The following is a 19,959-nucleotide window of genomic DNA, read 5'->3' as shown; positions in this document are numbered from 1 at the left end:
TCAAGGAGCTGCCGGGGAGCACCCCCTGGGCCGGCGGCGGCCGCGACCTGTGGGTGCGCGTCCGCCCGGACGAGACCAGCGGCCGCCGGATCACCGCACGGTGACCGCCCGGAGTGGCCGGGCCCCGACCGCCGGGCCGGGGCCGTGGAATCCGAGGTCCCGGCCCCTGGCTGTCCGGGGGCGGGACCTCCCAGGCCCGGCCGGAACAGGGCCGAGGGGGCCGGAGGTCGGGCCGATCGGCCCGGATGGGCGGGGCGCTCCACGTGGGACGGTGGAGAGGGCTCCGCGGTTGGCGGAGGTTCGGTGCGGGCACCATGGAGCCGCGGTCACCACAGGAGGTGGGGTCATGCCCGAAACCGGCGCCGCGGCGATCGAGCTCAGGTCACTCACCAAACGGTACGGCCGGACCGTCGGCATCGACGGGCTGGACATCGAGGTCGGAACGGGCGAGGTGTTCGGGCTGCTCGGTCCGAACGGCGCGGGGAAGACCACGACGCTGCGCTGCCTGGTCGGGCTGCTGCGGCCGACCACCGGGGAGGTCCGGGTGCTCGGTCTTGACCCCGTCGCCGACCACCGCCTCCTGGCGCCCGCGATCGGTTACCTCCCGGGCGAACTCCGGCTCTACCCCGAACTGACCGGGCGCCAGACCCTCGACCTGCTGGCCGCCCTCCAGGGGACCCCGGTGCCACGGCAGGCCGAACTCTGTGCCCGGCTGAACCTGTCGACGGGTGACCTCCATCGGGCGGTGGGGGAGTACTCGCGAGGAATGAAGCAGAAGCTCGGTCTGGTCCAGGCGTTCCAGCACCGCCCCGCCCTCACGGTGTTGGACGAACCCACCGAGGGGCTGGACCCGCTGGTCCAGGAGGCCTTCTTCGAGATCCTCGCCGAGGAGACGGCGGCCGGCCGGACCGTACTGCTCTCCAGCCATGTGCTGCCCGAGGTGCAGCGGGCCTGCGGGCGGGTCGCGATCGTCCGCGGCGGCCGGGTGGTCACCGTCGAGTCGGTGGCGGGCCTGCGCCGGGCCCGGGCCCGACGGATCACGTTGCTCCTCACCGACGGGCAGGGTGTTCGGCCCCTGGGCGCCGCCGAACGCTGGTCGCCTCGCTGGGAGGGCTCCCGGGTGGAGCTGCTGGTGCCTCCCGACGAGGTGGTGACAGCCGTTCGCGGGCTGCTCGCCGACCTGCCGGTGGGCGACCTCACAGTCGAGGAGGCGGGCCTGGACGAGGCGTTCCTCGACCTCTACCGCGCATCCGGGCAGACCGCCGACGGCACGGGGGAGGGGGCATGAACCGCGGTACCGTCAGCCGTCGACTGCCGCTGGTCTGGCTTGCCCTGCACCGTCGCCGCCGGATGCTGGCGGCGCTCCTGCTCGGCATGGTCGTCTTCGAGGCTCTGATCGTGGTGATCACCAGTACCGTTCCGCCCTCCGCTCTGTTCGGCGGTGGCCGGACCCCGCCCGGTGCCTTCAAGGCGTTCAGCGGCTCGAACGGGGACGTGTCCCTCGCCAGCTACGCCGGGCTGCTCGGCGCGGGCCTGACCCATCCGTTCTGGATCGCCCTCCAGCTCACCGCCATCGGCTCGCTGGGCGCGGCCGCGGTCGCCGCCGACGTCGAATCCGGCACCATCGAGCTCCTGATGACCCGGCCGCTCGCCCGCCGCCGGCTGCTCGCCGAGCGTACGGCCGCCCTGGCCGCCGTCTCGTTCCTGCTCAACGCGGCCGCCACCGCCACCATCGCGGCGGGGGTCGCCCTCTCACCGGACCTGCGCGACGCCGTCCCCGTCGGCGGGGTCTTCGCCGCCGGCCTTCTGGGCTGCGCCTTCACGCTCTGCCTGACCGGCCCGGTGCTCGCCGTCTCGGCGGTCAGCCGACGCCGGGCGCACGTGGTCGGCGCGACCGTGGCGTTCGGCGCGGTCGGCTTCGCACTGAACTTCGTCGCCCTGGCCTGGTCCCCGGCCGCCCCCCTGCGCTACCTCAGTCCCTTCCACTACTACACACCCGGCGACGCCCTCGCCCACGGCACCGTTCCCTGGACCTCGCTGGCGGTCCTGCCCGCCGTGGGCCTGGCCGGCCTGACAGCGGCCTTCCGGCTGCTGAACCGCCGGGACCTCGCGATCTGACGGGCTGGCGGCCACGGCCGCAGGCCGGAGCAGTTGTCGAGCGAGGAGTAGCGGGTGCGTCGGCGGGCACGGTCACGTCCGGATGCCCTCTGCCAGGGTCGTATTCCCCCTTCAGCCACCGGTGACTGAAGGGGGAATCCACGAGTCGCCCCGTGGCGGCGGGTCGACGTGGCACGCGGTACGCCGCACTGCTCGGGCGGCTGCGCCTCCATGGCGACGGGCGGCACCAGGTCGTCTCCGGGAGCCGCCCGGGGTCGGCCCGCCCGCCGCTCGCCGACTCGATCGGTCGGTGGGTGGCACCCGCGTGCGGTGTGCGTGCGAATCAGCCCGGGTCGGTACCGCGGACGTAGTACGCCTTTCCCAGCCCGGTGACGGTGCCGGTCAGCATCCCCAGGGCGGCGCCCGCCGCCCCCTCGGGGCCGGCGGCGGCGCCGAGCTGGCCGCCTCGCAGGGCACCCAGCAGGGCGGCCTTGGCTGCGCCTTCCACCATGCTCTTGCCCAGCTCCTTGGCCATGCACTTGTTCCACTCGCCCGAGTTCCCCGGGTGCTCGCGGTCGGGAATCAGCCAGAACGCGGGGTTGACGGTCGCCTTCGCGGAGGTGGTCGTGAGCGCGGCGGTCGTGACACCGGCGGTCGTGGCACCGCCGCAGCGTGTGGCAGTCGGCCTCCCAGCCGTGCCCGGCGAGCCAGCGCACCGGGTCGTCGGGCATCTCCGAAACCCACAGGGACGCCGCCGACCCCGGCACGGCGTCCGCGCCGAAGCGCTCGATCACGCCACGCGAGCCCGAGATCAGCCCCATCCGGCTGCCCGCCGCCGACCGTGCGCCGATCCGGGCCAGCAACAGCTCCACCGCGCCCTCGGGCAGGTAGATCAGCAGTCCTTCGGCGATCCACACCGTCGGCGCGGCCGGGTCGTGCCCCGCGGCGGCCAGCGCGCCCGGCCAGTCCTCGCGCAGATCCACCGCGACGGTGATCCGATCGCAGCGTGCGACGGCCCGCTCCTGGCGCAGTACCGAAGCCTTGAAGTCCAGTGGCGCGGCGGTGTCGACCTGCGCGTTCTCCCGCGCGGTCTCCAGCGCTCGCACCCTGGCCACCCCCACCGCCGTGGCCCATGCTCCCGACGGCTGCGCCTGCCCCGCTCATCGGTCACCGCGCCAGCCTAGATGACCGCTCCAAGGGGCCGGGTGGAGGGAACCACGTAGCTCACGCGGGTGGAGCGGCCCGGACGGTGCCGGCTACGGCGCTGCGCAGGCGGCCAACGCGGTCCGTGCCAGCCCGCGCAGCCAGGCGTGGGCGTGGTCGTTGTCGTGGCGCTGATGCCACGACAGGTAGACCGGTGCCGACGGCAGTTCGAGCGGCAGGGGTAGGGCGACCAGGCTGAGGTCGGCGACCGCGGCGCGTGTGGTGGCTTCCGGGACGCTGACCAGGACGTCGGAGCCGCGGGCGAACTCCAGCGCGGCCGCTTCCGTCGGCGCGCTCGCCACGACGCGGCGGCTGAGGCCGAGCCGGGCGAGGGCGTCGTCGAGGGCGTTGGCGAGGTTTCCGCGTCGCGAGACGGTGATGTGTTCGGCGGCGGCGTAGTGCTGCGCGGTGACGGCTCCGACGCGAGCGAGGGGGTGTCCGTGCCGCACGATGATGACGAGGGGGGTCTCGCCCACGTTCTCGGCACGGATGTCCGGTGCGGCCGGGCGGTTGGCGTTCGCCTCCAGGTCGACCTCGCCGCGTCGCAGCCCGGGGGTGTCGCCGCTCGATTCGGCGAGGAAGCGCAGGCGCACGCCCGGCGCCTGCGCGCGGACGGCGGCGAGCAGGGCGGGGCCGCTCGCGGCGACCAGGGAGTCGTGCCAGCGGAGGGTGAAGGTGCGCTCCAGTGTCGTGAGGTCGAGTTCACGGCTCGGCGCCAGCACCCCCTGGACTTGGTGCAACAGCTCGTGCACCTGTTCCCGGACGGCGATCGCGTACGGCGTCGGGGTCATCGTGCGGCCGGTGCGTACCAGGATCTGGTCCCCGGTCGTACGGCGGATCCGGCCCAGACTGCGGCTCATCGCGGGGGCGGTGACGTGCAGGCGCGCGGCCGCCCCGGTCACGCTGCCCTCCTCCAGCAGCGCGTCGAGCGCGGCGAGCAGATTCAGATCCAGTTGCATGGGAGTAATCCTAGCCGTGCTTGACATGCAGTTGTGGTTAATGGCCGGGCTGTCTACCTTCGAGATGTGAGCGCGGGACGCAACGGACCGCTCGGCCCGACCGGCCCTCATCACCTCTGCTGGGAAAGGAAGTTCCGCCATGTCCGCGATGCTTCAGGACACCACCGCCGTCGCCGCCTCCGACGCCGACCTGCTCGCCCAGGTCGCGATCGCCGTGCGCGAGGCCGGCTCCGCGCTGCTCGCACGCTTCGGTGACGTGGTCCACTACCGGACCCGCGAGGAGCTGATGCACGCGCTCGCCGCCAACGACGACACGGCCCTCGACGTCCTGCGCCCCCGCCTCACGCAGCTGCGCCCGGAGGCCGGGTGGGTGGAGGACGAGCTGGACGGCGGAGCGCTGCCGCCCGGCGAGTGGTGGGTCGTCGACCCGGCCGAGGGCAACGTCAACCACCTGCACGCCCTGCCGGACTGGGCGGTGACCGCGACCCTGGTACGCGAGAACCGGCCGGTGCTCACCGTGGTCCACCTGCCGTTGACCGGCGAGACCTACACCGCGCTCGCCGGCGCGGGCGCGCACCTCGACGGCCGGCCGCTGCACGTCTCCCCGACCGCGGACCTCGGCCTGGGCATCGTGGCCACCAGCCAGGCCCGGCCGGACGAGAACGAGGAGGTCGTGCGGCGCGTCGGCTCCTCGATCACCGCGATGCTCTTCGACGCGCTGGTCGTCCGTACCGCCGTGCCCGCGACCCTGCACCTGGTGAACGTGGCCGCCGGCCGGATCGACGCCTTCTGGCAGTTCGCCGGCGCCCGGGCGGACCTGCTGCCCGGGGCACTGCTCGTCACCGAGGCCGGCGGCCGGATCTCCGACGCCCAGGGCCGCCCCTGGACCCCGCTGAGCGAGAGCTTCCTGGCCGCCGCGCCCGGCGTCCACGCCCAGGCCGTCACCACGCTCTCGCGCTGAGCGCGCCCCCGCACCACGAGCAACCGCGCCAGGACCACCCGCACCTCGACCACCACGATCCCGTACGAACGGAAGGACCCCCTCCCCATGACCACGATCGCAGTTCTCGGCAACGGCCGCGTCGGCGGCAACCTGGCCGCCGCCCTCACCCGGGCCGGACACGAGGTGACCGTGGCGGACCGCACGCCGGGCGCCGCCGCCGACGCGGCCCGCACGGCCCGGATCGTCATCAACGCCACCCCGGGCGACGGCTCGTTGGAGCGGCTCACCGCCCTGCGCGAGGAACTCCGGGGCAAGATCCTCGTCGACGTCTCCAACGCCACCGCGGACGGACCGGACGGACTGCCGGGCGAACTGCTCCACCCGGGATCGAGCCTCGCCGAGCAACTCCAGGAAGCGCTCCCCGGAACGCATGTCGTCAAGACCCTCAACACCATGCTCTTCCCGGTGATGACCGCACCGGCCATGCTCACCCGGGCACCCGACGCCTTCCTCTCCGGCGAGGACCCGCAAGCCAAGCAGGCCGTCCGCGAACTGCTCAACGACCTCGGCTGGCACGACGAGTGGATCACCGATCTCGGCGGGATCCGGACCGCCCGCGCCACGGAGGCCGCGATCCTGTTCGTACCGCACGTGATCCGCGCCAACGGCTTCTCGCCCTTCGCGATCTCGATAGCCCGCTGAGCCGGGCACAGCGCACCGCTCCGGCCAGCACCGCACCGTGTCCCGGTGCGGTGCTGGCCGATCCGCTCGGCCGGCGTCCCCGCGCTCCGTGTCCTGGACGTCGTGATTCGCCCGGTCCGGCCCCGGAGTGGGTTGGGCTTGCGGTGGCGGGGGAAGCGTCTGTTGCACGGCGGGGATGTCCTCGCGGTGCGGTGCGGGGACGGGGGAGAGCGGTGAGCGGGGAGTTACGCGCGGAGGAGAGACTGCAGCTCGCCCAGTGGCACCTGACGCGGGCGGACGGACTGCGTCTCGGTCTGGTGAATCGGGCCGGCACGCTCCTGAGCGCGGACGCGCTCGTGATCACGGGTGTGGTGTTCGCCTCCGGCGCGACGTCGTCGGACGTGTCGCCGGTGATCGGGGCTGCCGCGCTCCTCGCGCTGGTGGTGAGCGCGGGTTCGGCGGCCCTGGCGGCCTCGGTGCTCACCGGGTTCCGTAGGCTCCCGGGCATGTCGCGGCCGGCCGGCTTCCCGGTTCCGATCGCCTTCGGCTACGGCGACACCGTAGGTGCGTTCGGCTCACCGGAGGAGTTCCGGTCCGGCTTCTCCGCTCAGAGCGTGGAGGCGGCGGCCGACTCCGCGGTCCTGGAGCTGTGGCGCTGCATCAGCGTCCACCAGCTCAGGGCGAGAAGGATGCAGCGCGCGACGCAGTGCCTGCTGGCCGGCGCGGCCCTCCTGGTCGTCATGGCCGCGGCGCGACTGGTCACCGCCCTGGCCTGAGGCCCCGCGGCGACCGCTCGGCAGCCTGGTCAGGGCGTGAAGTACCAGCACCACAGGTCGAGATGCCGGTCCGCACGACTGCCGGCCAGGGCTGACACGCGTTCAAGGAAGGCCACCGCGCTGTCCGGCGAGGTCTCGGCGTCCGGCGGCCTGGCTTCGGTGAGGGCATCGAGCCGGCGGTCGAGCTTCTGTCTGCCAGGGAGGACACTCGCGCGTTCCGACGCGGATCGCGTTCCGCATCGGCGGATCGGCGACCTGGAGTCCGAACGTCTTGAGGTCAAGTTCCCTTCTCACAAACGGAGTTGTGACAGAAGGGGACGATCGGGGGTTCGTTGAACCACCCAGGTTGTTGAAGGTGCACGTGAAGGCCGCCGAGGCCTTTTCGATCTGGGGCCGACGGTCGTCGACGGGCGAGGGCTGGTTGAGCGCTCGCGACGGGGCCGAAGGAGCCCGGGCGCCGCGGCGGCGAGGGGAGGGCGGGAGCGAAGGCCCCGCGTGCTGAACGGCCGATCCCGGGCGCCCGTGCGAAATCCCTTGACCAATGGTCAAGAAACGTTGACCATTGGACCCATGCCTACCGATGATCTTCCCGAGACGTTCCACGTCACCACGGACGAGCAGCTACGCGCCGTCTCCAACCTCACGCGCCACCGGATCATGGCCGTGCTCCGCTTCGAGCCCGCGACGATCACGCAGATCGCCGAGCGGGTGGGCCTTGCGAAGGGGAGCTCCAGCTACCACGTGCGGCTGCTGGAGCGGGCCGGCCTGGTGAAGGTGGTACGGACGCGGAAGGTCCGAGGGGTCACCGAGCGGTACTACGCCATGGCCGCGCGGTCGATCGTGCTGCCGGACCCGGGAGAGGGAGGGCCGGACATGCTGATGCGGCATGCGGTGGCGGACCTGGAGGCGGCGCCGGTCGATGGCGAGCGGCACGTGCGGATGGCGCACCTTCGGCTCACCGAGGAGCAGTTCACGGAGCTGGGGGCGCGGCTGCAAGCGCTGGCGGACGAGTACCGGGAGCTGTCCGATCCGTCCCTGCCGGACGCGTCGCTCGTCTTCGCGCTGTTCCACCCGGCAACCCGTGTGCAGGCCGAAGGAGACGCCAAGTGACCTCAGATCTTCGGAAGTTGCCGGCCGGGTTCGGACGACTGTGGACCGCGCAGACGGTGTCCTCGCTCGGTGACGGCGTGACGCATGCCGCGCTGCCACTGCTCGCGTTGACGCTGACGCGGGATCCGATGGCGCTCGCCGTCGTCACTGCCGCCGGAACGCTGCCGTGGCTGCTGTTCGGGGTGCTCGGCGGTGCGCTGGTGGACCGCTGGGACCGTCGGCGCACGATGTGGGTGACGGACGCGGGGCGTGCGGTGCTCCTCGCGATGCCGGCGGCAGCGGCCGCGCTCGACCTGCTGAGCGTTCCCCTGCTCGCGGCGGTCGCCTTCCTGCTCGGCCTCGGCGGACTCTTCTTCGACACGGCCGCCACCGCCTATCTGCCGGACCTGCTCGGCCGCGACCCCGCACTCCTGGAGCGCGCCAACTCCCGCCTGCGCGGCGCCCAGACCGCCGCGTCCGGCTTCGCGGGACCGCCCGCGGGCAGCGCCCTGCTCGCGCTCGGACGGGCGGTTCCGCTGCTCGCCGACGCGGTGTCGTTCGCGTTCTCCGCACTGCTCGTACGCTCGCTGCCCGCCGCGCCGCGGCCCCTGCCACAGGCCCGCGAGTCGCTGCTGCGGCAGGCACGGGACGGCGCCTCGTACGTCTTCCGGAACCAGCTGCTGCTCGGACTCGCGCTGCGTCCGGCGGTCGGGAACATCGCCTTCCTCGCCGTGGAGACCGTGCTCGCCCTCTTCGCGCACGACCGCCTCGGCATCGGCGCCTTCGGCTTCGGCCTGCTCCTCACCGCGGAGGCCACCGGCGGTCTGCTCGGCGCGGGGATCGCCTCCTTCCTCGGCCGACGGCTCGGCACCGGCACCGCACTGACCTGCACGGCCGCCCTCGAAGGGCTTGCCGTCCTGGTCCTCGCCGCCGCACCGAACCCCTACGTCGCCGGCCTCGCCCTCGCCGTCTGCGGTGCGGGCATGGGCGCCACGATGGTGCTCGCCCCCTCCCTCCGCCAGACGATCGTCCCCGCCCACCTGATGGGCCGGGTCGCCTCGACCTCCCGCATGCTCTCCATGTGCGCCGCCCCGTTCGGCGCCTTCCTCGGCGGCTGGCTGGCCACCACCTACGACGTACGCACCCCGCTCTACACCGCCGCCGGTCTCCTCCTCACCATGACCGCCGTCACCGCGACCATGACCAGCAACCGCCAGGTCGAGGCGGCACTGCGCGCCGCCGCCCCGGCCGAGGATCCGGCCCACCCGGGATCCCGGCAGCTCGTTCACGAGGGTGCCGCGTAGGCCTCCGCGGAGGCCGTCGAGCCAGTCGGGCGCACGACGGCGCTGCTGCCCGCCTTGAGCCGTGGGCCGGGCGGATTTCGGGGTGTACCCGATGCCGACGCCGCGGATGGACAGGGTGAGGGTGAGCGTCCGGTCGGGTCCCGGTGCGAGGGTGACGTAGATTCCTTCCGCCTGGCCGTCATCAGGACCCGAGCCGAACAGCAGGCCGCGCCGCCCGCTGACGGCCGGCCAGGAGCCAGTCAGCCCGCGAGGACCTGTCGGGCCTTCACCAGACGCGCTTGGTGGTCCGCGATCCAGCCGGCCGGAGGGGACATTGGCAGGCTGACCGTCACCTGCGAGGACGGGGCGTCGCTGATCGACACCCCGATCGCGCCGGGACTGAGCGGCTTGATCCTCAGCTCGACCGTTCGGCCGGAGTTCAGCCACGAGACGAACCGGTGCCCGGCGAGACTGATGAGCGCCTCCTCCCAGCGGTCCAGGTCGAAGGAAGAGACTCCCACCGGGAACCTGCCGGTGACGGTCTCCGTCGACACGACGAACTCACAGTCCAGGAGCTCACCCCCCGGATTCGATCGCTTCAGCACCCGCAACGCGACGACATGACCACTCGTCCCCGGCGGGTCGGCAAGGTGGACCAGATCGTCCAGTTCGTCGTTGTCCATTGCGGCCCTCTCGCTCGATCTCGAACAAGGGCATCATTCCGAACGGCACCGACACACCCGATGCCGCTCTCGCCTGCCAACACGCCACCGGCAGGAATCTGATCGCCCGATGCTCTCCCAAGCCACCGACAACCGCTCTCGACGGTGATCCGCCCAGCCGTCCGCCCCGCCGACGAGCCCCCCGGTGCCGGGTGGCTACAGAACTCGCGAGGCGCTCGCGCCCGCGGACGTAACGCGCTGCCGGCCGGGCCGACGACGCGGCGTCGCACCGCGCGACCCCCACGGCCGCCGGGGCCGGCCCGACCAGCGGTCCGGACCCGGCCGCCGACGCGGCGGGCGCGAGCTGCGTCGGCGGCCGAGCCCGGTCACCACGGGGTCGAGCAGGACCGGATGCAGACCCGGTGTTGTGCCGGCCCTGGTGGCGGGTTGGTCCCCGGTCAGCCGAGCGTCGTGCCGCGCTCGTGGGCCAGGGCCTCCAGGCCGTACCGTGCCACGTGCTCGGCGTTGCCCAGGTCGATCGTCCGGGTGCCCTCGGCGACCAGCCGCGCGTTGATCTCGTCCAGGTGCTGCTGGACGAGCCGCTTCTCGGCGTCGGTGGTGCGGCCCTTGTGCGGCCTGCCGGCGTGCTCCAGGCTGGCGTAGTTGACCCGCTCCCTGGCGCCCGTCGGCACCGGGGCCTGGCTCGGGACGGTCCGGGCCACCCGCTTGGCGCCGCGCAGCACGTCGGCCATCGGAGCGGCCGAGGCAAGCCGGTCGAACGCTTCGGCCTGCAGGACCACCGTCTCCGGCTCGTCGGCGTCCGGGAAGTGCAGCTCGATCGTCACCAGGTCGAGCGCCAGCTCTTCCACCGGGGCCAGCTCTTCCGCCAGCGCCTCGATCTCGACCGGTCCGCCCTCCAGGTCGGGGTGCTGGCGCACCACGACGCGCACCAGGTCGCCGTCGTTCTCGACGTGCTTGCCGGTCAGGTCCGAGAACCGAATGATCTTCTGGCCCATGTCCACCTCTCGTGACTGCTGTGATCATCGGAGAGCCTACGCCGGGACCGATCGGTGGCGTCGCCGAACGTTCGGAAGCGCGGGGCAGGCGGGGAGACGGCTGTGCCGGCCCGGCCCGTCAGAGGAAGCGGCATCAGGCCAGACCCCGGCTTCGCCTTCTCCGTTGCTCCGCAGAGCCCATGAAGAACCACCTGCTAAGCGAAAGGGAGCTTCGACGAAGGCCCGGTCGTCGGCCCTCTCGAAGGCCTCGACCAGGCGGCCCGTCGGGTCGCCGCCTGCGGACCCGGTGCCGGGGCGGCTCGTCCGGGCACATGACCGAGGAACCACGGAGGCTGCGCCCGGACCACCGAGACGATCACCGATCACCTGGCTACGCCTGGTCCCGCCGGGTGCTGTGGCCGGCTGCGCTGCCGCAAGCAGTGCCCGACCTGCCGGGGGACCGCCGGAGAATCGAGAAGACCAGGGCTCGCCGTGAACCTCCAGGAATGCCGGTCGGCTTGATCGGCCCATTCGAACAGGGGCAGGATCCTCATCCATGGAAGAAGAGACCTGGAACATCGTCAACTCCCTTGCGCAGAGGCTTGATGCGCATGCCGCTCGCAGCGACGAACAGCGCTGGACGCTGCAGGCGCTCAAGCTCCAGGAGGAGGCCGGGGAGGTCGCCGAGGCCGTGATCGGCGCGCTCGGTGCCAACCCCCGCAAGGGCTTCTCGCACGATTGGGACGACGTACGCAAGGAGGCCTGCGACGTGGCGCTCACCGCCTTGGTGTTGCTCGCCCGCATGGGGGGCGACCCCCGCCGCTTCTTCGACGAGCACCTGCGCCGGGTCGCCGCCCGCGACACCGCCGGCGGCGCCCCGGACTGACCACCGGGTCGCTGCGCACGGGGTCGCGTGGTCCCCGGATATCCGCTTCACCAGCGGGTTCTCGCGGAACCCGGCTTTCGTGAGTTCGTCGCACGCCTTCGTCCCGTCGAACCGGAAACGCCGGGCCCGGATCCGCTGGTCGGAGCCCGCGCCCGCTCACACCACCAGGCGGCCCCGGCGATCGTGCCGGTGACGCTCGGTCGTCGGCCGAAGTCGACGTCGTCGGTGCTGACCTGGATCTCGGGACCGGCGCCCTGCGGCCCTCCGGGTCGAACCGTTGGAGCTTCACGTGCGGCCGGGGCCCGGGCGGGTTCACCGCGGACTCGATCCGGCCGACCGGCCCGCCCAGGGTCCGTCCGGCCAGATCGGCCGTCCCCGGACCACCCGTCGGCGCTTCGGCCCCTTCCGTGGCGGCGGTTCGGTATCAGGCTCCGGGCTGCGGAGGAGGCCCCGGTGGGGGCAGGACCCCCTATCGTGCAGCGATGACCAGTTCTGCACAGCGTCCGCTGCTCTTCCTCGATGTCGACGGACCGCTGATCCCGTTCGGGGCCACCGCGCAGGAGCTTCCGGACGGTTATCCGACGTTTCGGACGGCTACCGGACTGCGGGGGGCCGACGCGAATCCGCTCCTGGCCAGGATCGATCCCGCGCATGGGCGCCGCTTGGCGGCGCTGCCGTGCGAACTGGTGTGGGCCACGACCTGGATGGCCGAGGCGAACGAGTACGTCGCACCGCTGATCGGCCTGCCGGAACTGCCGGTGGTGACCTGGCCCGAGCCGACAGACCAGGACGAGCAGGACGAGCTGGACGGCCTGCACTGGAAGACCCGCGCCCTGCTCGACTGGGCGGCCGGCCGCCCCTTCGCCTGGGTCGACGACGAGATCACGGACATCGATCGGGCCTGGATGTCGGCGCACCACGGCGGTCGGGCCCTCCTCCATCGCGTCGACCCCCGTTGGGGCCTGGCCGACGCGGACTACGCCGCGCTCGACCACTGGCTGCGCGAGGTCTGAGGCGGCTGCTGGGCTACGGGCGGTGAGGTGGCCGGTCCCGTCGACCGCCGGGACGGCGGGACCGGCGTGATCGGCGAGGCTCAGCCCGGGGCGGTTGCGTATCGGGCCGGCTCCGTCCGCCGGCAGGGTGCGACCAAGTGGCCTGACCGGCCAGTGGCGCCACGGCTCGGAAACCGGCTGCGGCAGGACCGAAGGGGCTGTCAGGATGCCGGGATGACGACCATTTCCGCTGCTCGCGACTCGTTGGAAGGTTTGGCTCTGGGGGACGGGTTCGGGGAGCGCTGGTTCCCCCTCTTCCGCTCGCCCAAGGAGGCGTTCGAACAGATCCGGGCCCGGCGCACCCCGGAGGAGGGGCCCTGGCACTGGACCGACGACACCGCGATGGCGCTGTCGGTCTACGGGATCCTGACCGCCTTCGACGCGGTCCACCAGGAGCGGCTCGCCCAGGCCTTCGCGGCCACCTACCGGGCGGACCAGGGGCGCGGTTACGGGTACGGTATGCACCTGCTGCTGCCCGAACTCGGCGCGGACCCGGCGAGTTGGCGCACCGCCGCACGGGCGCTGTTCGACGGCCAGGGCAGCCTCGGCAACGGCGCGGCGATGCGGGTGGCTCCGCTGGGCGCCTGGTTCTGCGCCGACCTGGACGAGGCGGCCGAGCAGGCGGCGCTGTCCGCCGAGGTCACCCACGCGCATCCGGAGGGCGTGGCCGGCGCGGTGGCCGTGGCCCTGGGAGCGGCCCTCGCCGCGCGCGGGCGCTCCGGGCCGGCGCCGGCCGGCGCGGACCTGCTGGCCGAGGTCGCGGACCGCACCCCGGCCGGTGCCGTCCGCGACGGGCTGCGCCTGGCCGCAGAGCTGCCCGCCGCCACCGAGCCCTGGCGCGCCGCCGACCTGCTCGGCAACGGGCAGCGGGTCCGGGCGAGCGACACCGTCCCGTTCGCCCTGTGGTCCGCCGCGCATCACCTGGACAGCCTGGCCGACGCCCTCTGGACCACGGCGGAGGGCCTGGGCGACGTGGACACCACCTGCGCCATCACCGGCGGCGTCGTCGCCGCCCGCACCGGCCTGGCGGACGTGCCGCAGGCCTGGCTGGCCTGCCGCGAGCCGCTGCCCGCCTGGGTCGCCGAGTCGGAGGCGGAGGAACCGGCCTGACACTCCGTGGCCCCGGAGGGCCGGAGGGCGAGTGGCACCGTCGTCGAACCCGTCGAACGTCGGTACCGCCTCGCGCCCGGGGTGATGTCGTCCGGAGGGTCCTGGTGCCTTCGCGCACCAGGACCCTCCGGCCTCCGGGCGGCGGCGCCCGCCGAACCAGGTCGACGGGCGGCCCGCCGGACCGCGTTGTCGCGTCCGCCGGTCACGGTGTGTCCGGCGGGCGGCGCCGACCGGGGCAGGCGGTCAGACGGTGGTGCGCTGCCACTGCTGGTTGTAGCCGGTGTTGCAGGTCCACTGCTCCAGCGAAGTGCCGTCCGCCGTCGACTGGTTGGTCACGTCGAGGCACTTGCCGCTGTGCCGTGCGACCAGCTTCACCGACGTGGTGCCGGTGACCTTCTGGGTCTTCCACTGCTGCGAGGTCGCGGTGCTGCAGGTGTTCTGGACGACGGCCGCACCGTCGGCGGTCGACGCTCCGGCGACGTCGAGGCACTTGCCGCTGTGCCGCGCGATGATCTGGGAGTAGCCGGTGCCGAGGTCCTTGAACCAGAAGTTCTGGTTGGCTCCGGCGCCGCACGACCACTGGATGACCGGCGACGACTGGGAGAAGTCGTAGTTCGCGACATCGGCGCACTTGCCGCTGTTGCGGGCGGCGAGCCGCTCCCACGGGCCGCCCACGCTCGCGACAGTGCCGGCGGCGGCGTCGATCGAGACCTGCGGGGAGTAGTCCATGGCCATGGTGGTCGTGGTCGGGAACCGGAGGGACGCCCACACGTACTGCGAGTCGTTCACCGTTCCGCCCATGGAGTTGCCCCACCGGTCGCCCATGTACAGGTAGTTGGTCCCCTGAGTGCCCTGCACCGGCAGCACGAACGCGGTCTGGCTGTGGTACGTGGTCGGGTCGCCGACGTCCTGGAGGCCGCTCCACGAGCCCGTGAGGCTGGTCGTCGTCTGGTACCGCTGCTGGTTGGGGGACCAGCCGGTGGCGCTGGAGGTGAGCAGGAAGTACACGCCGTCGCGCTTGAACAGGGCGGGGGCCTCGCGCCACTGCCCGGGGGAGGGGTTGGCGACCAGGGCCTCCGCCGTGAGGTAGTCGGCGCTCAGGCGGTAGATGTGCAGGTCGGCGTTGCCGCTGGAGGACGAGATCAGGTAGGCCGTGCCGTCGTCGTCCTTGTACAGCGTCATGTCGCGCGAGTCGTAGCCGAGCGGGCGGAAGCTGCCCTGGTAGCTGTAGTCGCCGTCCACGGTGCCGGACGTCGCGACCGCCACCTCGCCCTCGCTGTAGTCGGTGCTGCTCCCCTCCTTGTGCATCCACATCACGAACTGGTTCGTGCTGCTGTTGAAGATCACCTTGGGCCGCTCGATGCTGGCGCCGTTGGCGAGTTCGGTCCCGCTGGCCTGGGTCAGGACGTGGTTGCGGAACTCCCAGGTCTTGAGGTCGGTCGAGCGGTACGCGGAGACGTAGTGGAAGGTGTTGTCCGGGTTGCGGTCCTCGCCGAACCAGTAGTAGTACTGGCCGACCTTGATGACGCCACCGCCGTGGGCCTGCACGGGGTTGCCGGCGGTGTCGGCGAACTGGGTCCCGCTGGTGACGGTCACCGGCGCCGCGTGGGCGGTGCCGGCGGCCGCGAAGAGGCTGAGGGGGAGGGTGGCAACGGCGGCGAGGAGGACGGACGATCTCTTGCGCGACATGGTCGGCTACCTTCGCTTCTTCGTGCCGGTCGGAGGGCTGAGCGACCTGGCGGCGTCACCGCGCCAGGCGGGGTGGCGGAGCCTCGGACCGAGTGTGTCCCGATCGACATCGCCGGCGGTCGGCGGTGGGTGGCCGCCGGGCCGGGGGGCGATCGGTCGTTCACGTGCACGTGGGGGTGGGGGGTGGGGGCCTGCTCACCTGGGCGGCACACCGGCTTCGCCCGGCTGGGGCTGGGGCGGCGCTCACGCACTCGGGTGGCGAGGGCGTGAGGGCGCGGCGGTGGGGTCTGTCCGCCCGGGGCCGCCTTCTCCTTCCCGTGGAGTCGGCGGGCCCGGTGGTTCTTGCGCACCTTCGGCGATGAGCCATGTTGGCGCAAACAAGCGGCTGGGTCAGATTCTGGGAGCGCGGTCCCGGGCTTGTCAAGGACTTCGCCGGGTCGCCGCGCCCGGGCTCGCAGTGGGCACGGCGAGGCCGTCGGCCTGGGCGGTTCCTCCGTTGGGGCCGTGCGTCCGGTGTTGCGCTTTCGGTGGTACGCGTCCGGCGCCCTGTGTACTTGGGCTGTGCTCGGGGCCCGCGTTCGGCCGGACGCACAGGCCCTGCGTCCCGGGGGGCGGCCTCGGTGGCGCGGGAACCGGGTTCAGTCGGCCGGGGAGCCGGTTCGGCTCCCGATGACGACGATCTCGGCGGCGGAGCTCCACGGTCCGCCGCCGCCCGCCTCCTTCAGGGCCCGCTGCCGGACGTACCGGCCGTTGAGCGGGGGAAGGACACGACCTTGGGCGTGTGCGCGGTGCTCGTTTAGGCTGTTGGCGCAAACATGGCGTTCGTACCCGGGCGATCAGCAGCCTGTTTCCTGCCGCCCCCGGCCGGGCTCCACCAGCCTTCCGTCGCAGCGGCCGACCTCCCGCCAATCCGGCCGCAGGGTTGCATCTTCGGGGCCGGGTGAGTCAACACGCAGCGGAAGCGGGCCGTCACGCCACTGCGCTGCCGGGTTTGCAGGACCCTGCGGTCAGGTCCGGCGGCCGAAGAGCGGGCCGAGGACGAGTTCGGCGGCGCCGGCGGCGACGGCCAGCCGGCCGGCGGCGCTGACGGAGACCGGGACGGGCTGCCAGTCGGGGTCCGGGATCCGGGCCTCGATCTGTGCGGCGACGCCGGCGAGGTAGACGTCGGGGGCGGACAGGACGGCCCGCCCGCCGAGCACCACCCGGTCGATGTCGAGCAGCCGGACGAGGTTGGCGACGCCGACGCCGAGCAGCCGGGCCGCGGCGGCGTGGTCGCCGCGGCGCAGCTCGGCGAGGCAGAGCACCTCCAGGCAGCCGTGGTTGCCGCAGTCGCACGGCGGTCCGTCGAGCTGGACGGTCTGGTGGCCGAACTCGCCGGCGTTGGTCCGGGTGCCGCGGTGCAGGGCCCCGTCGAGGAGCAGGCCCGCGCCGAGGCCGGCGGCGAGGTGGACGTAGGCGAGGCCGCCACCGGGTCGCGGGGTGGTCGGGGCCTCGGCCAGCGCTGCGGTGTTGGTGTCCTTGTCGACGACGACGGGCAGGCCGTCCAGCCGGGCGGCGAGTTCGTCGCGCAGCGGGTAGCGGTCCCAGCCCGGTGAGTCCCGGGCGTCTAGCGGGGTGAACCAGTGCAGGACGCCGGCGGCGTGGTCGAGCGGTCCGCGGCAGCCGATGCCGGCCCCGAGCAGGCGGGCGCCGGGTGGCAGGTCGGCGGCGGCCCGGTTGATCCGCGTGGTGACGAGGTGGACGGCGTCGACGGGGGCGAGACCGCGCTCGACGGGTTCGGTGTGGACGTGGTGGTGGCGGCCCGCGAGGTCGACCAGCAGGACGGTGAGCTCGTCGCGCTCCAGGTGGACGCCGACGGCGCAGGCGGCTTCGGCGCGCAGCCGGAGCAGGGTGCGGGGCTTGCCGCCGGTGGAGGCCGCCTGGCCGGCTTCGACGATCATGCCTTCGGCGAGCAGCCTGGCGGTGATCTTGCCGATGGCCTGCGGGGTGAGTCCGGTCCCGGCGGCGAGCTCGACGCGGCTGCTGCCCTGGGGCGCGGCCCGGAGCAGGCCGAGGACGAGGGCGGCGTTGTGGTCTCGCAGTCCGGCCAGGTTGGTGCCGGACGAGCCGGGGTGCGACGTCGTCATGGGGTCATTGTGCCTGGAGCCGACGTCCGGGCTTGCACTTAAGAAACACTGTTGCTTAACTACGGGCATGACTTCCGAGAGCACCCCCGACACCGGTCGCCCCATCCGCGTCGCAGTGGTGGGCTACGGCCTCGCCGGAGCGGCCTTCCACGCCCCCCTCATCGCCACCACCCCGGGCATGCGCCTGGACGCCGTGGTCACCACCGACCCCGGGCGGCGCGAGCAGCTCCGCAAGGACCATCCGCAGGCCCGCGCCGTCGACACCACCGAGCAGCTGCTCACCGCCCCGGACGCACTCGACCTGCTGGTCATCGCCTCCCCCAACCGCACCCATGTGCCGCTCGCCCGCGCCGCACTGGAGGCCGGAGTGTCCGTCGTGGTGGACAAGCCGGTGGCCGGCACCGCCGCCGAGGCGGCCGCGCTGGTCGAGCTGGCCGAGGCCCGCGGCCTGATGCTGACGGTCTTCCAGAACCGCCGCTGGGACGCCGACTTCCTCACCGTCCGGCGCCTGATCGCCGACGGCACGCTCGGCCGGGTGCACCGCTTCGAGTCCCGCTTCGAGCGCTGGTGGCCGGAGCTCTTCGGGGTCTGGCAGGAGTCCGCCGACCCGGTCGAGGTCGGCGGCATCCTCCCCGACCTGGGCAGCCACCTGGTCGACCAGGCGCTCACCCTGTTCGGCCCGGCCGTCCAGGTGTACGCCGAGGTGGACACCCGCCGCGACGGCGCCGTCATCGACGACGACGTCTTCCTCGCGCTCACCCACGCCGGCGGCGTCCGCTCGCACCTGTGGATGAGCGCCCTCTCCGGCCAGTTCGGGCCGCGCATGCGCGTCCTGGGCGACCGCTCCGCGTACACCGTGCACGGCCTGGACCCGCAGGAGCACGCGCTGCGCGCCGGGCGGCGCCCGGGCCCCGGCTGGGGCGAGGTCCCCGAGGCGGACCGCGGCCTGCTCGGTACCGGGGACGGTGCCGCCGCGCACCCCTCGGTCCCCGGCGACTACCCCTCCTTCTACGCCGGGGTGGTCCGCGCCCTGAACGAGAGTGCGCCCGCGCCGGTCGACCCGCGCGACGCCGTCGCCGCGCTGGTCGTCATGGAGGCAGCCCGCCGCTCGGCCGCCGAGGGCCGCACCATCACCCTGGCCGACGACGGCCGCACCGGCACCCTGACCGAGGCGACCCCCTGATGACCCCCGACGAGGCCGCGGCCCTGATCCAGCGGGTCGAGGACGAGGAACGCCGTCTGCGCCTGCCGCACTTCGACAACGACGACGCCTGGCTGCTCGGCACCCTGCTGGTCGGCCTGGCGCGCGCCGAGGAGGCGCCCGTGGTGGTGGACATCCGGCGCAACGGCCAGCAGCTCTTCCACTACGCGCTGCCGGGCAGTTCGGCCGACAACGACGCCTGGATCCTGCGCAAGGCCCGCACGGTGGACCGCTACGGCTGCTCCTCCTACCTGGTCGGCCTGCGCTTCGCGGCCAAGGGCCGGACCTTCGAGGAGGACTCCCGGCTCGACGCGGACACCTACGCCGCCCACGGCGGCGCCTTCCCGATCCACGTGGAGGGCGTCGGGGTGGTCGGCACGGTGGCCGTCTCCGGCCTCCCCCAGGCCGAGGACCACCGCCTGGTCGTCGCCGCCCTCGAACGGCACCTGGACCGGCGCCTCGAAACCGTCTGACCCGCCGTCGGCCCCCGCCGCCCCGGCGAGGCGGCGGGCGGCGGGGGCCTGGACCTGGAGGGGGTCCGGCCCCCGCCGGCCTGCTCACCCGGCGACCGAGTCCGAGGCCTGAGGCCGTTGATCGTGGCGCCGCGCGGGGAGGACCCGCCGTCCCGGTGGCGGTTGCCGGCGATCGTCGCGGCACCACGGCCCGTAAGGCCCCCGGCCGACGTCCCGTCAACCGCCGGCGGCGGCCTCCCGGAGGCGGCGGATCTCGGGGTTGCGGCGCAGGTCGGGGAAGCGGTCGCAGAGGCCGCGCACCACCTCGCCGAGGAAGGCCCGGGTGGCGGACTCGAACTCGGCGTACTCCGCGCTGCCCTTGCCGTCGCGCTCCCGGTGGATCCGGACGGTCTCCTTGCCGCCCCGGCGTTCGAAGCGGTACTCACCGGCGCCCCCGGCGGCCGAGTAGCGGGCGCGCCCGGCGCCCGCCAGCTCCCCGGCCGCGGTGAACAGGCCGAGCGCGAGGTCCAGGACCGGCCCGGTGCCGCTGAAGTCGGCGCCCTCGACCCGGAACGTGTAGGGGCCCCAAAATGCCTCGCAGGTGAGGTCGTAGAGGTCCGCCGAGGCGAAGTCCATGGTGCCGCGGGGTCCGCGGTCGGCGCCGCCGGTGTCGGCGGCGGAGAAGGACAGTTCGATCATGATGCTCGCATTCTCGCAGGTGGGCGGGACGGCGGATCGCCGGGGGCTGATGCTCC

The 19,959-nt window shown here is 73.3% G+C and carries 19 protein-coding genes and 1 pseudogene; 12 read left to right on the top strand and 8 right to left on the bottom strand.

Going from position 1 to position 19,959, the window contains the following annotated elements:
- Nucleotides 1–346 precede the first annotated feature (346 nt).
- On the top strand, nt 347–1,288 hold the full coding sequence (locus ACZ34W_RS35020; protein ID WP_465609980.1) for an ABC transporter ATP-binding protein: 942 nt from the start codon (nt 347–349) through the stop codon (nt 1,286–1,288).
- The gene (locus ACZ34W_RS35015; RefSeq protein ID WP_465609978.1) at nt 1,285–2,118 is read left to right on the top strand and encodes an ABC transporter permease subunit; all 834 of its coding nucleotides are present in this window, start codon (nt 1,285–1,287) and stop codon (nt 2,116–2,118) included. Before ACZ34W_RS35020 ends, ACZ34W_RS35015 begins: the two co-directional genes overlap by 4 nt.
- Before the next feature lie 322 nt (nt 2,119–2,440).
- Here ACZ34W_RS35015 and ACZ34W_RS35010 read toward each other — a convergent pair whose 3' ends face one another.
- The 3 genes and pseudogenes from ACZ34W_RS35010 to ACZ34W_RS35000 form a co-directional block, all read right to left on the bottom strand.
- The gene (locus ACZ34W_RS35010) at nt 2,441–2,632 is read right to left on the bottom strand and encodes a hypothetical protein (RefSeq protein WP_465609984.1); all 192 of its coding nucleotides are present in this window, start codon (nt 2,630–2,632) and stop codon (nt 2,441–2,443) included.
- Between the two features lie 130 nt (nt 2,633–2,762).
- Nucleotides 2,763–3,170: pseudogene (locus ACZ34W_RS35005) on the bottom strand (SAM-dependent methyltransferase); the annotation flags it as partial.
- Between the two features lie 183 nt (nt 3,171–3,353).
- On the bottom strand, nt 3,354–4,259 hold the full coding sequence (locus ACZ34W_RS35000; protein ID WP_465609976.1) for a LysR family transcriptional regulator: 906 nt from the start codon (nt 4,257–4,259) through the stop codon (nt 3,354–3,356).
- Between the two features lie 139 nt (nt 4,260–4,398).
- On the opposite strand from ACZ34W_RS35000, the gene ACZ34W_RS34995 reads away from it, so the two are divergent.
- From ACZ34W_RS34995 to ACZ34W_RS34975, 5 genes are all read left to right on the top strand, one after another.
- Entirely contained in the window at nt 4,399–5,220 is an 822-nt protein-coding gene (locus ACZ34W_RS34995) for an inositol monophosphatase family protein (RefSeq protein WP_465609974.1), read from the top strand.
- An 87-nt stretch (nt 5,221–5,307) separates the two neighbouring features.
- Complete coding sequence (locus ACZ34W_RS34990) at nt 5,308–5,904, top strand: NADPH-dependent F420 reductase (RefSeq protein WP_465609972.1); 597 nt, start codon at nt 5,308–5,310, stop codon at nt 5,902–5,904.
- A gap of 212 nt (nt 5,905–6,116) precedes the next feature.
- A complete protein-coding gene (locus tag ACZ34W_RS34985) occupies nt 6,117–6,659 on the top strand; it encodes a Pycsar system effector family protein (protein WP_465609970.1) in 543 nt (180 codons plus the stop codon).
- Between the two features lie 570 nt (nt 6,660–7,229).
- Entirely contained in the window at nt 7,230–7,769 is a 540-nt protein-coding gene (locus ACZ34W_RS34980; protein WP_465609968.1) for an ArsR/SmtB family transcription factor, read from the top strand.
- Nucleotides 7,766–9,052: an MFS transporter gene (locus ACZ34W_RS34975; RefSeq protein WP_465609966.1), complete on the top strand. Its 1,287-nt coding sequence runs from the start codon at nt 7,766–7,768 to the stop codon at nt 9,050–9,052. The genes ACZ34W_RS34980 and ACZ34W_RS34975 overlap by 4 nt, the downstream gene beginning before the upstream one ends.
- A gap of 239 nt (nt 9,053–9,291) precedes the next feature.
- Here ACZ34W_RS34975 and ACZ34W_RS34970 read toward each other — a convergent pair whose 3' ends face one another.
- The gene (locus tag ACZ34W_RS34970) at nt 9,292–9,714 is read right to left on the bottom strand and encodes a DUF5959 family protein (protein ID WP_465609964.1); all 423 of its coding nucleotides are present in this window, start codon (nt 9,712–9,714) and stop codon (nt 9,292–9,294) included.
- A gap of 437 nt (nt 9,715–10,151) precedes the next feature.
- Complete coding sequence (locus ACZ34W_RS34965; RefSeq protein ID WP_465609962.1) at nt 10,152–10,709, bottom strand: hypothetical protein; 558 nt, start codon at nt 10,707–10,709, stop codon at nt 10,152–10,154.
- 535 nt (nt 10,710–11,244) lie between these two features.
- Between ACZ34W_RS34965 and ACZ34W_RS34960 the strand changes: the two genes are divergently transcribed.
- The 3 genes from ACZ34W_RS34960 to ACZ34W_RS34950 all read left to right on the top strand — a co-directional run bounded on the left by ACZ34W_RS34960 (nt 11,245) and on the right by ACZ34W_RS34950 (nt 13,736).
- Nucleotides 11,245–11,574, top strand: a complete 330-nt coding sequence (locus ACZ34W_RS34960; RefSeq protein ID WP_465609960.1) for a MazG-like family protein — start codon at nt 11,245–11,247, stop codon at nt 11,572–11,574.
- 482 nt (nt 11,575–12,056) lie between these two features.
- Nucleotides 12,057–12,587: an HAD domain-containing protein gene (locus ACZ34W_RS34955; RefSeq protein WP_465609958.1), complete on the top strand. Its 531-nt coding sequence runs from the start codon at nt 12,057–12,059 to the stop codon at nt 12,585–12,587.
- 213 nt (nt 12,588–12,800) lie between these two features.
- Nucleotides 12,801–13,736, top strand: a complete 936-nt coding sequence (locus ACZ34W_RS34950; RefSeq protein WP_465609956.1) for an ADP-ribosylglycohydrolase family protein — start codon at nt 12,801–12,803, stop codon at nt 13,734–13,736.
- Between the two features lie 243 nt (nt 13,737–13,979).
- On the opposite strand, the gene ACZ34W_RS34945 is transcribed toward ACZ34W_RS34950, so the two are convergent.
- Complete coding sequence (locus ACZ34W_RS34945) at nt 13,980–15,425, bottom strand: RICIN domain-containing protein (protein ID WP_465609954.1); 1,446 nt, start codon at nt 15,423–15,425, stop codon at nt 13,980–13,982.
- A gap of 1,007 nt (nt 15,426–16,432) precedes the next feature.
- Nucleotides 16,433–17,551: an ROK family protein gene (locus ACZ34W_RS34940; RefSeq protein WP_465609952.1), complete on the bottom strand. Its 1,119-nt coding sequence runs from the start codon at nt 17,549–17,551 to the stop codon at nt 16,433–16,435.
- 67 nt (nt 17,552–17,618) lie between these two features.
- Here ACZ34W_RS34940 and ACZ34W_RS34935 point away from each other — a divergent pair, with 67 nt between their 5' ends.
- Nucleotides 17,619–18,734, top strand: a complete 1,116-nt coding sequence (locus ACZ34W_RS34935; protein WP_465609950.1) for a Gfo/Idh/MocA family protein — start codon at nt 17,619–17,621, stop codon at nt 18,732–18,734.
- Nucleotides 18,734–19,225 (top strand): heme-degrading domain-containing protein, encoded by a 492-nt coding sequence (locus ACZ34W_RS34930; RefSeq protein ID WP_329491718.1) that lies wholly within the window; start codon nt 18,734–18,736, stop codon nt 19,223–19,225. Before ACZ34W_RS34935 ends, ACZ34W_RS34930 begins: the two co-directional genes overlap by 1 nt.
- A gap of 216 nt (nt 19,226–19,441) precedes the next feature.
- Here ACZ34W_RS34930 and ACZ34W_RS34925 read toward each other — a convergent pair whose 3' ends face one another.
- Nucleotides 19,442–19,903 (bottom strand): hypothetical protein, encoded by a 462-nt coding sequence (locus tag ACZ34W_RS34925; protein ID WP_465609947.1) that lies wholly within the window; start codon nt 19,901–19,903, stop codon nt 19,442–19,444.
- Nucleotides 19,904–19,959: the final 56 nt, after the last annotated feature.

Source organism: Kitasatospora sp. NPDC022856, from assembly GCF_055561235.1.
Note: the sequence above shows the minus strand (reverse complement) of the source record. Positions and strands in the feature narration are given on the sequence as shown.

Excerpts from the sequence above, each read along its gene's own strand:
- ACZ34W_RS34980 (WP_465609968.1), top strand. The coding sequence starts at position 7,230 with ATGCCTACCGATGATCTTCCCGAGACGTTCCACGTCACCACGGACGAG.
- ACZ34W_RS34990 (WP_465609972.1), top strand. The coding sequence starts at position 5,308 with ATGACCACGATCGCAGTTCTCGGCAACGGCCGCGTCGGCGGCAACCTG.
- ACZ34W_RS35000 (WP_465609976.1), bottom strand. The coding sequence starts at position 4,259 with ATGCAACTGGATCTGAATCTGCTCGCCGCGCTCGACGCGCTGCTGGAG.
- ACZ34W_RS34945 (WP_465609954.1), bottom strand. The coding sequence starts at position 15,425 with ATGTCGCGCAAGAGATCGTCCGTCCTCCTCGCCGCCGTTGCCACCCTC.
- ACZ34W_RS34995 (WP_465609974.1), top strand. The coding sequence starts at position 4,399 with ATGTCCGCGATGCTTCAGGACACCACCGCCGTCGCCGCCTCCGACGCC.
- ACZ34W_RS34970 (WP_465609964.1), bottom strand. The coding sequence starts at position 9,714 with ATGGACAACGACGAACTGGACGATCTGGTCCACCTTGCCGACCCGCCG.
- ACZ34W_RS34955 (WP_465609958.1), top strand. The coding sequence starts at position 12,057 with ATGACCAGTTCTGCACAGCGTCCGCTGCTCTTCCTCGATGTCGACGGA.
- ACZ34W_RS34960 (WP_465609960.1), top strand. The coding sequence starts at position 11,245 with ATGGAAGAAGAGACCTGGAACATCGTCAACTCCCTTGCGCAGAGGCTT.
- ACZ34W_RS35020 (WP_465609980.1), top strand. The coding sequence starts at position 347 with ATGCCCGAAACCGGCGCCGCGGCGATCGAGCTCAGGTCACTCACCAAA.
- ACZ34W_RS35010 (WP_465609984.1), bottom strand. The coding sequence starts at position 2,632 with ATGGCCAAGGAGCTGGGCAAGAGCATGGTGGAAGGCGCAGCCAAGGCC.
- ACZ34W_RS34950 (WP_465609956.1), top strand. The coding sequence starts at position 12,801 with ATGACGACCATTTCCGCTGCTCGCGACTCGTTGGAAGGTTTGGCTCTG.
- ACZ34W_RS35015 (WP_465609978.1), top strand. The coding sequence starts at position 1,285 with ATGAACCGCGGTACCGTCAGCCGTCGACTGCCGCTGGTCTGGCTTGCC.
- ACZ34W_RS34940 (WP_465609952.1), bottom strand. The coding sequence starts at position 17,551 with ATGACGACGTCGCACCCCGGCTCGTCCGGCACCAACCTGGCCGGACTG.
- ACZ34W_RS34930 (WP_329491718.1), top strand. The coding sequence starts at position 18,734 with ATGACCCCCGACGAGGCCGCGGCCCTGATCCAGCGGGTCGAGGACGAG.
- ACZ34W_RS34925 (WP_465609947.1), bottom strand. The coding sequence starts at position 19,903 with ATGATCGAACTGTCCTTCTCCGCCGCCGACACCGGCGGCGCCGACCGC.
- ACZ34W_RS34965 (WP_465609962.1), bottom strand. The coding sequence starts at position 10,709 with ATGGGCCAGAAGATCATTCGGTTCTCGGACCTGACCGGCAAGCACGTC.
- ACZ34W_RS34935 (WP_465609950.1), top strand. The coding sequence starts at position 17,619 with ATGACTTCCGAGAGCACCCCCGACACCGGTCGCCCCATCCGCGTCGCA.